The sequence below is a fragment of the Enterobacter sp. RHBSTW-00901 genome, assembly GCF_014103115.1.
In the GTDB taxonomy this organism is placed as follows: domain Bacteria; phylum Pseudomonadota; class Gammaproteobacteria; order Enterobacterales; family Enterobacteriaceae; genus Enterobacter; species Enterobacter cloacae_P.
This window is the reverse complement of the sequence record NZ_JABXPB010000001.1, coordinates 3,657,830-3,670,949: the sequence shown is the minus strand read 5'-3', so window position 1 is coordinate 3,670,949 and position 13,120 is coordinate 3,657,830. Positions and strand designations below refer to the sequence as shown.

At 53.2% G+C, this 13,120-nt stretch carries 11 protein-coding genes; all 11 read right to left on the bottom strand.

Annotated elements, in window-relative coordinates; genetic code table 11:
- The 11 genes from mraY to leuO all read right to left on the bottom strand — a co-directional run bounded on the left by mraY (position 1) and on the right by leuO (position 12,780).
- The gene (gene mraY / locus HV318_RS17665; protein WP_182273745.1) at positions 1-1,083 is read right to left on the bottom strand and encodes a phospho-N-acetylmuramoyl-pentapeptide-transferase; all 1,083 of its coding nucleotides are present in this window, start codon (positions 1,081-1,083) and stop codon (positions 1-3) included.
- Positions 1,077-2,435, bottom strand: coding sequence for a UDP-N-acetylmuramoyl-tripeptide--D-alanyl-D-alanine ligase (gene murF / locus HV318_RS17660; protein ID WP_182273744.1), 1,359 nt, complete (start codon positions 2,433-2,435; stop codon positions 1,077-1,079). The genes mraY and murF overlap by 7 nt, the downstream gene beginning before the upstream one ends.
- Complete coding sequence (gene murE, locus HV318_RS17655; protein WP_182273743.1) at positions 2,432-3,919, bottom strand: UDP-N-acetylmuramoyl-L-alanyl-D-glutamate--2,6-diaminopimelate ligase; 1,488 nt, start codon at positions 3,917-3,919, stop codon at positions 2,432-2,434. Before murE ends, murF begins: the two co-directional genes overlap by 4 nt.
- Positions 3,906-5,672, bottom strand: coding sequence for a peptidoglycan DD-transpeptidase PBP3 (ftsI, locus tag HV318_RS17650; RefSeq protein WP_182273742.1), 1,767 nt, complete (start codon positions 5,670-5,672; stop codon positions 3,906-3,908). The genes murE and ftsI overlap by 14 nt, the downstream gene beginning before the upstream one ends.
- A gap of 15 nt (positions 5,673-5,687) precedes the next feature.
- Positions 5,688-6,053 carry a cell division protein FtsL gene (gene ftsL, locus HV318_RS17645; protein WP_014830643.1) on the bottom strand — a complete coding sequence of 122 codons (366 nt, stop codon included), beginning with the start codon at positions 6,051-6,053 and terminating at the stop codon, positions 5,688-5,690.
- The gene (gene rsmH, locus HV318_RS17640; RefSeq protein ID WP_182273741.1) at positions 6,050-6,991 is read right to left on the bottom strand and encodes a 16S rRNA (cytosine(1402)-N(4))-methyltransferase RsmH; all 942 of its coding nucleotides are present in this window, start codon (positions 6,989-6,991) and stop codon (positions 6,050-6,052) included. Before rsmH ends, ftsL begins: the two co-directional genes overlap by 4 nt.
- Positions 6,992-6,993: 2 nt before the next feature.
- Positions 6,994-7,452 carry a division/cell wall cluster transcriptional repressor MraZ gene (gene mraZ / locus HV318_RS17635; RefSeq protein WP_014882537.1) on the bottom strand — a complete coding sequence of 153 codons (459 nt, stop codon included), beginning with the start codon at positions 7,450-7,452 and terminating at the stop codon, positions 6,994-6,996.
- A gap of 603 nt (positions 7,453-8,055) precedes the next feature.
- Positions 8,056-9,060, bottom strand: coding sequence for a catabolite repressor/activator (gene cra / locus HV318_RS17630; protein ID WP_182273740.1), 1,005 nt, complete (start codon positions 9,058-9,060; stop codon positions 8,056-8,058).
- A 180-nt stretch (positions 9,061-9,240) separates the two neighbouring features.
- Positions 9,241-9,732, bottom strand: coding sequence for an acetolactate synthase small subunit (gene ilvN / locus HV318_RS17625; protein WP_182273739.1), 492 nt, complete (start codon positions 9,730-9,732; stop codon positions 9,241-9,243).
- A 1-nt stretch (position 9,733) separates the two neighbouring features.
- A complete protein-coding gene (gene ilvI / locus HV318_RS17620) occupies positions 9,734-11,458 on the bottom strand; it encodes an acetolactate synthase 3 large subunit (protein ID WP_182273738.1) in 1,725 nt (574 codons plus the stop codon).
- Between the two features lie 377 nt (positions 11,459-11,835).
- Positions 11,836-12,780, bottom strand: a complete 945-nt coding sequence (leuO, locus tag HV318_RS17615) for a transcriptional regulator LeuO (protein ID WP_182273737.1) — start codon at positions 12,778-12,780, stop codon at positions 11,836-11,838.
- Positions 12,781-13,120: the final 340 nt, after the last annotated feature.

Here is a 13,120-nt window from a genome sequence, read left to right as displayed (position 1 = left end):
TTAACGTACCTTCAGCGTTGCCAGGCCAATCAGCACCAGCATCAGCGAAATAATCCAGAAGCGCACAATGACGCGCGGCTCCGGCCAGCCTTTCAGTTCATAGTGATGGTGAATCGGTGCCATACGGAAGATGCGCTGACCACGCAGCTTGAAGGAGCCGACCTGCAAAATCACCGACAGGGTTTCAACCACAAATACCCCTCCCATGATCACCAGCAGGAACTCCTGACGCAGCAGCACAGCAATAATGCCCAGCGCACCACCCAGTGCCAGAGAGCCGACATCACCCATGAACACCTGGGCCGGATACGTGTTGAACCACAGGAAGCCCAGACCAGCCCCGACTATTGCCGTACAGACGATCACCAGTTCACCCGCGTGGCGCAGATACGGGATGTGCAGATAGCTGGCAAAATTCATGTTACCGGTCGCCCATGCCACCAGCGCGAACCCGGCAGCCACGAAGACGGTTGGCATAATCGCCAGGCCGTCCAGACCATCAGTCAGGTTTACGGCGTTGCCGGTACCCACAATCACGAAGTACGCCAGCAGTACGTAGAACAGCCCCAGTTGCGGCATCACGTCTTTAAAGAACGGCACAACCAACTCAGTCGCAGGGGTATCTTTTCCTGCCAGATACAGCGCAAAGGCCACGCCCAGCGCAATCACTGACATCCAGAAATACTTCCAGCGAGCGATCAAGCCTTTGGTATCTTTGCGTACCACTTTGCGGTAGTCATCGACAAAGCCGATGATCCCGTAGCCGACCAGAACGGTAAGCACGCACCAGACGTACGGGTTGGACGGATATGCCCACAGCAGAACGGAAACGACGATAGAAGTCAGGATCATGATCCCGCCCATTGTCGGTGTACCGCGCTTGCTAAAGTGTGACTCCGGGCCATCGCTACGCACAACCTGGCCGAAAGAGAGTTTTTGCAGACGGGCAATCATGCGCGGGCCCATCCACAAGGAGATGAACAGCGCAGTCAGCAGGCTGACAATGGCGCGAAACGTCAGATAAGAAAAGACGTTAAAGCCTGAATAATATTTGACCAAATGCTCGGCCAGCCAAACTAACATGTTCCGTTCTCCTGTAATGCGTGCACAACCTCTTCCATGGCGGCACTACGTGAACCCTTCACTAACACAGTCACAATTTGTTTTTCTGTCATCAAGGCGTTAAGACGCTCAATCAAAGCAGTCTTATCGGCAAAATGTTCGCCAACCCCACTGGCATGGCTAATCGCCTGGCTCAGTTTCCCTGTGCTCAGTACGCGGTCAAGCCCTGCGGCCTTCGCGGCTTCACCCACCTGGAGATGGCACGCTTCGCTTTCATCGCCCAGTTCCGCCATATCGCCAACCACCAGGATACGGTAGCCCGGCATCTCAGACAGCACCTGCACCGCAGCGGTCATTGAACCGACGTTAGCGTTGTAGGAGTCATCCAGCAGCAGTTTGTTTTCCGCCATCTGAATGGGGAACAGACGCCCCGGCACGGCTTTCAGATCTGCCAGCCCTGCTTTGATCGCGTCATGCGTCGCGCCCACCGCCATTGACAGCGCTGCCGCCGCGAGCGCATTAGCGATGTTATGGCGACCCGGCAGCGGGAGCAGTACATCTACACCACCCGTTGGGGTGTTGAGCGTGAATTCCGTGCCATGCGAGGTCACATGAATATTGGTCGCGGTAAAATCACTGTTGGCCGCATTCGGAGAGAAGCGCCAGGTTTTACGTGTCCCGATAATGCTCTGCCAGTTCAGCCAGTCGTTGTTATCGGCATTCATGATGGCGATCCCGTCAACCGACAGGCCGGTGTAGATCTCACCTTTGGCCTTCGCAACACCTTCCAGCGAACCAAAACCTTCCAGATGCGCAGCGGCCAGGTTATTCACCAGTGCAGCCTCCGGGCGAGTCAGGTTCACGGTCCAGGCGATTTCACCCTGGTGGTTCGCTCCCAGCTCGATCACGGCAAATTCATGTTCTTTGGTCAGGCGAAGTAATGTCATCGGCACGCCGATATCATTATTGAGGTTGCCAGCCGTATAAAGTGTGTTTCCACACTGGCTGAGAATAGCCGCAGTCATCTCTTTCACGGACGTTTTGCCGGATGAGCCCGTCAGCGCAACAACGCGCGCCGGAACCTGCTGACGTACCCAGGCTGCCAGCTCGCCAAACGCGAGGCGTGTATCACTCACCACAATTTGTGGCAGGTCGATATCAAGCTTGCGGCTGACCAACAGCGCACCCGCGCCGTTCTCTTTGGCCTGATGCACAAAATCGTGCGCGTCAAAACGCTCACCTTTCAGCGCCACAAACAGGCAGCCAGCTGTCACCTTGCGGGTATCTGTTGTCACCGCATCGATGGTCAGATCCTGCCCCAGCAGTTCACCCTGCAAGACCGCAGCGGCCTGGCTTAGCGTAATGCTAATCATGCCACCACTCCCAGCAGACGTGCCGCCGTTACGCGGTCTGAGTAGTCCAGACGACGGTTGCCAACAATCTGGTAATCTTCATGGCCTTTACCTGCCAGCAGAACCACATCGTTTTCCTGTGCCTGCATAATGGCGTTGGTCACGGCTTCTGCACGACCTTCCACCACGCGGGCACGGCCAGCGTCCAGCATCCCCGCCAGAATGTCGTTAATGATGGCACGTGGCTCTTCGGTACGCGGGTTGTCATCGGTCACGACCGGAATATCCGCGAACTGTTCAGCAATGGCACCCATCAACGGACGTTTACCCTTATCGCGGTCACCACCGCAACCAAAGACGCACCAGAGCTTACCGGTACAGTGCAGACGCGCCGCTTCCAGCGCTTTTTCCAGCGCATCTGGGGTGTGAGCATAGTCAACCACCACGGTCGGTTTACCTGGCGCACTGAACACTTCCATGCGGCCACAAACTGGCTGCAAACTCTCTGAAGTTTTCAGCAATTCGGCCATCGGGTAACCCAGCGCCAGCAGCGTCGCCAGCGCCAGCAGCAGGTTGCTGACGTTAAATGCCCCCATCAGGCGGCTTTCAATTTCGCCTTCACCCCATGACGAAGCAAAGCGGATAGTCGCACCACTATCGTGATAATCGACATCGACAGCCTTCAGCCAGCGGCCGTGGCAGTTCGGGTTGATATGGTCTTCCATCGACACCGCGACGGCATCCGGCAGCCTGGCCAGCCAGCGGCGGCCGACTTCATCATCTGCATTGATGATCGCCTGGCCACAGTGATGAGTGGAATAGAGCAGCCATTTCGCCGCTTCGTAATGTTCCATATCACCGTGGTAATCAAGATGGTCACGGCTCAGGTTCGTGAACACAGAGGCCGCAAACTTCAGCGCCGCGACGCGGTGCTGCACCAGACCGTGGGAAGAGACTTCCATCGCAGCAAAGGTCGCACCCTGCCCTGCCAGACCGGCAAGCACATGCTGCACATCGACCGCAGAGCCGGTGGTGTTTTCTGTCGGGTTCACTTTGCCCAGCAGACCGTTGCCCACGGTACCCATTACCGCGCCAGTTTCGCCAAGCAGCTGTGCCCACTGCGCCATCAGCTGCGTGGTGGTGGTTTTCCCGTTAGTGCCCGTCACGCCAACCAGACGCAGCTGGTCTGAAGGCTCGTTGTAAAAACGGCCTGCCAGCGCGGAGAGACGCTCGTTCAGCTGACTGAGATAAACAACCGGTACGCCGTGCATTTCACGGATTTCACCGTCGGTTGCTTCATCTTTCGCCTCAGCAATAATGGCAGCAACACCTTGCGCAATCGCCTGCGGGATATATCGACGCCCGTCCGCCTGATGACCAACTACAGCCACAAAAAGATCGCCAGAAGCAGCCACACGGCTGTCCAGTACCATCTCCCGTAGCGCTCGCGCAGGTGCATTCGACACCCACGGAGCGAGAAGGTCGCGCAAATTACGATCTGCCACCTGTACCCTCGCCTTGATTAATTACATATTCACTTTTTTCGCCTGTCGCCAGCGCATCTGGTTCAATGTTCATGGTGCGCAACACGCCACCCATGATAGCCCCGAACACAGGTGCGGAGACGGCACCACCGTAGTATTTACCCGCCTGTGGATCGTTAATGACGACCACCAGCGCAAAACGCGGATTGCTTGCAGGCGCAACGCCTGCGGTATAGGCAATGTATTTGTTGATGTAGCGGCCATCTGGCCCCACTTTTTTCGCCGTACCGGTTTTAATGGCGATGCGATAACCTTTGATCGCCGCCTTCACGCCGCCGCCGCCAGGCAGCGCCACGCTTTCCATCATATGCACGACGGTACGAACGATAGGTTCCGGGAAGATTCGCTCGCCCGGAACCGGTGGATCAACTTTGGTAATCGACAGCGGGCGATAGACGCCATAGCTGCCAATCGTTGCGTAGACTCGCGCTAACTGTAACGGCGTTACCATTAGCCCGTAGCCGAAAGAGAAGGTGGCCCTCTCTATGTCAGACCACCGTTGTTTTTGAGGATATAAGCCACTGCGTTCTCCGACCAACCCCAAATTGGTCGCCTTTCCGAGTCCAAAACGTGAGTAAGTCTCTACTAACGCTGAGGACGGCATCGCTAACGCCAGCTTTGAAACACCGACGTTACTCGACTTCTGCAGGACCCCGGTCAGGGTCAATTCGCTGTAACGAGCCACGTCTTTGATCTCATGGCCGTTAATGCGGTAAGGAATCGTATTCAGAACGGTATTTTCATTGACGATGCCGCGCTGCAGCGCAGTCATCACTACCATCGGTTTAACGGTGGAACCCGGCTCGAACACGTCGGTGATCGCCCGGTTACGCATCGCATCTTTTGCGGTGCCGGTAAAGTTGTTCGGGTTGTAGGACGGGCTGTTAGCCATCGCTAACACTTCACCAGTGCTGACATCCACCAGCACGGCGCTACCTGATTCCGCTTTGTTAAAGGCCACGGCGTTGTTCAGCTCGCGGTAGACCAGCGCCTGCAAGCGCTCATCAATGCTCAGCGCCAGGTTATGCGCTGCCTGACTGTCCGTTGAAGAGATATCTTCAATGACACGTCCATAGCGGTCTTTACGTACGATTCGCTCGCCCGGCTGGCCGGTTAGCCACTTATCAAAGCTTTTTTCAACGCCCTCAATCCCCTGGCTGTCGACGTTAGTGAAGCCGATGAGGTGAGCGGTTACTTCGCCGGAAGGATAATAACGACGTGATTCCTCACGCAGATGGATCCCCGGGAGTTTGAGTTTTCGGATGTAGTCCGCCATGTCAGGGTTCACCTGACGTGCCAGATAGATAAAACGCCCTTTCGGGTTAGTGTTTACGCGAGATGCAAGCTGATCCAGCGGCATCTTCAGGGCATCCGACAGCGCTTTCCAGCGGTTGTCGAGCGTGATACCGCCAGCGTCGTGCAGCTCTTTAGGGTCGGCCCAGATAGCCTTCACCGGCACGCTCACCGCCAGCGGGCGGCCCGAACGGTCGGTAATCATTCCGCGGGATGTGGAGACTTCCTGTACGCGAAGGGAGCGCATGTCCCCCTGGCGAACCAGCATGTCAGGCGCGACAATCTGCAACCACGCCACGCGTCCCAGCAGGAAACCCAGCGCCAGTAAAATACAGCCGCAAAGCAACGCAAAACGCCAACTGATAAAGTTGGCCTGTTCTTCCTGACGTTTTGGTTTTAGCGTTTTTGCCGCTGCTCTCATGCGTCGCGTTTTCCCTTATTTTTGTACTACGATATTTTCCTGTGAAGGATCAACATGCTGCAGCTGCAGCTTTTCTGTTGCGATCCGTTCAACCCGGCTGTGATCGCCGAGCGCGTTTTCTTCAAGGATCAGATTTCGCCATTCAATATCCAGTGCATCGCGTTCCAGTACCATCTGCTCGCGTTGCGCCGTTAATAAACGGGTATGGTGAGCCGTTGTGACGACCGTTACAGCCGTCACGATGATGCAAATGAACAAGCAGAGTGGCAGCTTCCCAAACCGCAAAAGATCGTCGCCGATCACGCCAGGCAAGGCATGGCGCTCGTTGCTTCCTAACGAATCCTTAACTTTGCTTAGGGTCTCTGTCACTCTGCTGATCATGCGTTCGTCCTCTCTGCTACACGCAGCACTGAACTACGGGCACGTGGATTCTCTGCCACCTCTTCTTCGCCCGGCATCAACTTGCCTAATGCTCGCAACTGACGGCCACCCAGTTTCCTGAGTTGTTCTTCCGTCATCGGCAGCCCCGCAGGAACCTGTGGACCGCGGCTTTGTTCACGCATGAAGCGTTTCACAATGCGGTCTTCCAGTGAATGGAAGCTGATGATGGATAACCGCCCACCCGGGGCCAGCACGTCGAGCGAGCTTTTTAGCGCCAGCTCTATTTCCTCCAGTTCACTGTTTACCCAGATGCGAACCGCCTGGAAGGTACGGGTCGCGGGATGTTTGTGTTTATCCTTCACCGGTGTTGCAGCGGCAATGACCTCGGCCAGCTCTTTGGTACGGGTCATTGGCTCAACGCGGTTACGCTCAACGATGGCACGCGCAATACGTTTGCCAAAACGTTCCTCGCCGAAGGTTTTGATCACCCAGGCAATATCCGCTTCATCCGCCGTTTGTAACCACTCTGCGGCAGACTGACCGCGGGTAGGATCCATACGCATGTCCAGCGGACCATCACGCATAAAGGAGAAGCCGCGTTCAGCGTCATCAAGCTGTGGTGAAGAGACGCCAAGATCGAGAAGAATTCCGTCGATCTTGCCCGTCAGGCCGCGCTCAGCAACATAGTCTGCGAGCGCAGAGAAAGGTCCATGCACGATGGAAAAACGTGGGTCATCGATGGTTTGTGCAACGGCAATCGCCTGCGGATCGCGATCGATTGCCAGCAGACGTCCTTCCGCTCCAAGCTGGGAGAGGATTAAACGCGAGTGACCACCGCGACCAAAAGTGCCATCAATGTAGATGCCGTCCGGACGAATATTCAGGCCGTTAACGGCCTCATCCAGCAACACCGTTGTATGTTTATAATTTTCCATCATATTTATAGAGACAAGTCCTGCAGCCGTTCCGATAATGTCGCGGAATCAGACTGCTCAGCGTCGATATCTTCCTTGACCTGTTGATACCAGGTCGTTTCATCCCACAGTTCAAACTTGTTGAACTGCCCGACCAGCATCACTTCTTTGGTCAGACCGGCATGTTGCCGCAACACAGGCGCAATCAGTAATCGCCCTGCGCTATCCATCTGACACTCACTGGCATGCCCCAACAACAACCGTTGTACACGGCGTTCCTGCGGGTTCATGCTCGACAGTCGCGACAGCTTTTGCTCAATAATTTCCCATTCAGGCAGGGGGTAAAGCAGCAGGCAGGGGGAGTTGATGTCAATGGTGCACACCATTTGACCTGAAGCGTTCTCAATCAGCTGGTCGCGGTATCGTGTTGGAACCGATAAACGCCCTTTGCTGTCGAGATTGACTAACGTTGCTCCACGGAACATGCCAGCCTCACCCCTCCTCACCACTTTAACCCACAAATTCCCACCTAAAGGAGTTTACGGAGCGATGGAAAAGCTTGTCAAGCCAGGACTCTCTCTCTATCAAGCCGAAAGGGCTCTATTTACAGAGATAAACGGACCTGGTTAATAACTGCACAACTGGCGAGGCAAAATTAACGTTATGAATATTTGTAAGAAAAAATCCGAATATGCACACTAGCGTTAAAGCTCACTCAATATCATCGCAGGGAAATATAAAGTGTCAGTTTGCGACGCGGGCAGCATTTTAAGACATATTCTCAGGGGATGACAGCGCCAGATTCATCGCGGCACTGCGCGAGTGTGCTTGCAGACGTACAAGCTGGCAGGGAGGATGAAAAAACGTCTGAATATTCATCGACCGAATAGGGTTTGTAACAAAATAATACAAAAACAGCGATTAAAAATCGTATAAATGTTCTTTAAGCGTCAGTCTAAAAGACAAAATGAATTAAGAAAAATAGCAGAGCATGATTCTTAAGGAATTATCCTAATTTTTATCCGGGAATTACTCTTGCCAGTTATTTCATCAAAATGGGGCAGTTTTCACCACCCCCAGTGAATGCATTAATGGCGGCTCAAAATTCCGCGACGGTAGAGATTACGTTTGATACGCGTCAGACCCGGCTTGGGTTTCCGTGGCTCATCAAGGCTTGCCAGAACGATCTCCAGCACGCGCTCGGCCACGTCACGATGACGCTGGGCCACTGCCAGTACCGGGCACTGCAGGAAGTCGAGCAGCTCATTATCTCCGAAGGTTGCAATGGCCAAATCGGATGGCAGCTTCCCTTCCCGGCGCAGTGTCACATCCATCACCCCCTGCAGCAGGGCAAATGAGGTCGTGAACAGAGCCTGCGGCATCGGATGCGTTTCCAGCCATTTCTCGAACAGCTGCGCGGCCGCTTCACGCTCATAGCTGTTGGCATACAAATAGTGAACCTCACGCGGATCATCTTTCCAGGCAGTCCTGAACCCTTGTTCACGCAGGAAGCTTACGGAAAGCTCAGGCAACGCGCCAAGATACAGAACGGTTTCTGCCGGGAAGGTTCTCAGCTCCGCTGCCAGCATCTCTGCATCGTCCTGATCGGCACCGACAACGCTGGTGAAATGCTCCCTGTCCAGAGCGCGGTCCAGTGCAACGATAGGGAACGGGTCGTTCGCCCAGCGCTGATAGAACGGGTGCTCTGGTGGTAAAGAGGTTGAAACGATGATGGCATCCACCTGACGCTGAAGCAGGTGCTCAATGCAGCGCATTTCGTTATCGGGCTGGTCTTCCGAACAGGCAATCAGTAACTGATAGCCACGCTGGCGAGCCTGACGTTCAAGATAATTAGCGATACGGGTATAGCTGGTGTTTTCCAGATCGGGGATCACCAGGCCAATAGAGCGGGTGCGTCCGGCGCGTAAGCCAGCTGCGACAGCATTCGGATGGTAGTTATGCTCACGAACCACCGCCATGACTTTTTCAACGGTCTTATCGCTGACACGGTACTGCTTTGCTTTACCGTTAATCACATAGCTGGCTGTGGTTCGTGACACGCCGGCTAGCCGGGCGATTTCATCCAGTTTCACAATTGCCCCTTAAAAAAAGAAAAGAATCCATAGCCCTGTCAAGGTTATGGTTAAATCTTTTAACATCTAAACGCAGAAAAGCCTCCGCGGCAACCGCTTTTATCTGCGTTGTCGGCTGATTACACAAAAAAAAAGCCCGGCTTTGGCGACCGGGCAGAAAGAGGCGAACCTTTTTTACAACTAACGCATGATTTTATCGCCGCGCGACAGGCCAACAATACCAGAGCGCGCAACCTCAACAATTTTTGCTACATCCCGCACGGATGCCAGGAAGGCATCCAGCTTATCACTCGTTCCAGCCAACTGAACCGTATATATAGAAGGCGTCACGTCAATAATTTGCCCACGGAAGATATCCGTATTGCGTTTGACCTCTTCACGCCCATAGCCAGTGGCCTGAATTTTCACCAGCATGACTTCACGCTCAACATAAGCGCCCTGCCCCAGCTCGCTCACGCGCAACACATCAACCAGCTTGTGCAGCTGTTTCTCGATCTGCTCAAGCACTTTGGCGTCGCCGACGGTCTGAATTGTCATGCGTGACAGCGTCGGATCGTCCGTCGGTGCAACGGTCAGGCTTTCGATGTTGTAGCCACGCTGTGCGAAAAGCCCGATGACGCGTGACAGTGCACCAGACTCGTTTTCCAGTAATACCGATAATATCCGGCGCATATCAGGTTCTCTCCGTTTTGCTTAACCACATTTCGTCCATACCACCACCGCGAATATGCATCGGATAAACGTGTTCTGTGCCATCGACGATGACATCCATGAATACGAGGCGGTTGTTTTTAACGTGCTCAAGCGCTTCACCGAGCTTCGTTTCCAGCTCTGCCGGATCGGTCACCCGCATGCCAACATGACCATATGCCTCAGCCAGACGAACGAAATCAGGTAGTGACGTCATGTACGACTGAGAATGGCGACCAGAGTAGATCATATCCTGCCACTGCTTCACCATACCGAGGTAGCCGTTATTCAGGTTCAGCACCAGTACCGGCAGTTCATATTGCAGCGCGGTAGACAACTCCTGAATGTTCATCTGGATACTGCCATCCCCCGTCACGCAGACGACGGTTTCATTTGGCAGAGCCAGCTTCACGCCCAGCGCAGCAGGCAGGCCAAAGCCCATCGTGCCTAAACCACCCGAGTTGATCCAGTGGCGCGGTTTATCAAACGGGTAATAAAGGGCAGCAAACATCTGATGCTGACCAACGTCTGACGTCACATACGCCTCGCCTTTCGTCAGACGCCAGATCGCTTCGATGACCGCCTGCGGCTTAATATGCTCGCTTTGGGTGTCGTACTTCAGGCACTGACGTGCGCGCCACTGCTCAATTTGCTGCCACCAGTCGCGGATCTCATCCAGCGGCTGAGAGACGGTTTCCTGTGTCAGCAGATCCAGCATCTGGTCCAGCACCTGACGGGCATCCCCCACGATCGGCACATCGGCCGGCACTGTTTTTGAGATAGACGTTGGATCGATATCAATGTGCAGCACGGTGGCGTTCGGGCAATATTTTGCCAGGTTGTTGGTGGTACGATCGTCAAAGCGCACACCAACGGCAAAGATCACATCAGAATTGTGCATCGTCATGTTGGCTTCATAGGTACCGTGCATGCCCAGCATACCCAGCGCCTGACGGTGCGTGGCCGGGAATGCCCCCAGTCCCATCAACGATGACGCCACCGGCAAATTTAACGTCTCGACCAGCGTGCGTAGCTGTTCTTCACAGGCTGAGTTAACAGCACCGCCCCCGACGTAGACTACCGGTTTTTTGGCCGCCAGCAGCGTTTGCAACGCACGCTTGATCTGACCTTTGTGTCCCTGCGTCGTAGGATTGTAAGAACGCATGCTCACCGATTCCGGCCAGACATAAGGCAGCTTGTTCGCCGGGTTCAGAATATCTTTCGGCAGATCGACGACAACCGGGCCAGGACGCCCACTAGCCGCCAGCCAGAAGGCTTTTTTCAGTACACCTGGAATATCTTCGGTTTGCTTAACCAGGAAGCTGTGCTTAACAACGGGGCGCGAGATCCCCACCATGTCGCACTCCTGGAACGCATCATAGCCGATCAGCGAAGTCGCCACCTGCCCGGAGAGAATGACCAGCGGGATAGAGTCCATATACGCTGTAGCAATCCCGGTAATGGCGTTTGTCGCCCCGGGGCCAGACGTGACTAACACCACGCCCACTTCCCCCGTTGCACGGGCCAGCCCGTCCGCCATATGTACCGCCGCCTGCTCGTGGCGTACCAGAACATGGTCGATACCGCCTACCGTATGCAGCGCATCATAAATATCGAGGACTGCGCCTCCCGGGTAGCCGAACACCTGCTTCACGCCCTGGTCAATAAGCGATCGAACGACCATTTCCGCGCCAGACAACATCTCCATGCTTTGCCTCCAGGCTTTTGTTATAGACGAACAGCAGAATTCATTTCCACGCCGTCTTACGATCGGGTTAAACCGATCTTATATTTTGCAGAGTGATAGTTACCTTAACCGCTCGTTATGAGGCAGGCAATTAGCAAACCGGGGAAGGCAAGCGGCCAACAAAGCAGAAAAAACAGACATTGCGGGAGGATATGGTGAATTCGTCTGAGATTAGAGAGCGAGTTAATAAATCATCGTTTAAAAGGGAGATGAATCAGGAAATCATCTATTTTTAAGTGCCTGACAGCAGCCAGAAAAAAACGTAAACAGAATAAAATAGCATTAACTTAAAAAAACTCAGGATAAATAACACATCAGTGCCATTTATCCTGATGGGCTTATCGACGACAGACGCTAATAAGCAGCTCCTCCATCCATTGATGCCCTTTATCCCGACCTGCCGCTTCATGCCAGGAGAGATAACAGGTACGGCTATTCAGCTTCAGCGGCAATGGCAGAACTTGCAGGTCTAACTGCTCAGAAAACTCGTCCGCCAGCCAACGAGGTGCAATAGCCACCAGCTGCGTTTGTGAAACGACATTTAATACGCTGACCATTGCCATTCCCTGATAGGCAACGCTTGCCTGTTTATCAGGAGAGTCATACCACGGCAGGCTAAATGAGGCATATCTGTCGAGCGCAACAACAGCATGTTGCTCGTTATAAACGTCATTTTCCCGCAGCGGAGAATTCAGTCGGGGGTGTTTTTTACTGGCAACCAGCACCATTTCATCTTTAAACAGCGGTACACAGGAAAATTCCGGGCGACGGAACTCTTCATATCCCAGAACGAACTCTGTTTCCTGGTAACGCAGCTGATGCTCTGTGTTTTGATTTAGTGATGATTTAAAAACCAGGTGAATATTTGGTGCGATCTCTTCAACTTTATTGTAAATAATGGATGTCAAATAGTTATCTAACGGACTACAGACACAAAGATGGAATACGCGCTCACTGCTGACAGGTTCAAAACCCGACCCCGGCAGTTCATTCTGAACTAATTGCAGCGCCTGACGGATAGAACCGAAGAGCTGAAATGCACGCGCAGTAGGCTGGATCCCTCGACCATAACGCACGAACAATTCGTCATTAAACATGACCTTAAGCCTGGATACAGCATTACTGACGGCGGGCTGGGACATCCCCAGCGACTGGGCTGCTCGCGTAATATTCTGCTCCTGCATAACCGCATCAAATACGGTTAACAGATTAAGATCCACAGTACGTAATTGCGGTTTAATCCCATCAGCAACCTGGATTTGTTTAATATTATTTTCTGGCATTTCTAACTCCACTGTCACGCTAAACTTCCTTTGCCAAAGTACAGTAATAAGTTCGAGAAATATGATTTACCATGCATATACGAGCAGCAAAAGAGAATTGTTTAAAATTCGGAAAATATAAAGAAAAATGCATCGAAAAAGACATTACGCACCTTCAGTAATGAAGAGATAAAAGTCAGTTCATATGATATCAATAACATTAGGATTGGCATGAAACCATAAACCAGAAAAATATACAATCGCCGTTCAGGTTAATGATGACTTAAGTATTATTAAACTATTCATGTTAACCTATATCATTTACTTAACAACCGGATGCCGTAAACCGCATTCATGCTCA

What these genes read in the sequence shown, in the direction of transcription:
- murF (WP_182273744.1), bottom strand. Translation starts at nt 2,435, where the DNA reads ATGATTAGCATTACGCTAAGCCAGGCCGCTGCGGTCTTGCAGGGTGAA.
- ilvN (WP_182273739.1), bottom strand. Translation starts at nt 9,732, where the DNA reads ATGCGCCGGATATTATCGGTATTACTGGAAAACGAGTCTGGTGCACTG.
- mraZ (WP_014882537.1), bottom strand. Translation starts at nt 7,452, where the DNA reads ATGTTCCGTGGAGCAACGTTAGTCAATCTCGACAGCAAAGGGCGTTTA.
- ftsI (WP_182273742.1), bottom strand. Translation starts at nt 5,672, where the DNA reads ATGAGAGCAGCGGCAAAAACGCTAAAACCAAAACGTCAGGAAGAACAG.
- mraY (WP_182273745.1), bottom strand. Translation starts at nt 1,083, where the DNA reads ATGTTAGTTTGGCTGGCCGAGCATTTGGTCAAATATTATTCAGGCTTT.
- leuO (WP_182273737.1), bottom strand. Translation starts at nt 12,780, where the DNA reads ATGCCAGAAAATAATATTAAACAAATCCAGGTTGCTGATGGGATTAAA.
- rsmH (WP_182273741.1), bottom strand. Translation starts at nt 6,991, where the DNA reads ATGATGGAAAATTATAAACATACAACGGTGTTGCTGGATGAGGCCGTT.
- ilvI (WP_182273738.1), bottom strand. Translation starts at nt 11,458, where the DNA reads ATGGAGATGTTGTCTGGCGCGGAAATGGTCGTTCGATCGCTTATTGAC.
- ftsL (WP_014830643.1), bottom strand. Translation starts at nt 6,053, where the DNA reads ATGATCAGCAGAGTGACAGAGACCCTAAGCAAAGTTAAGGATTCGTTA.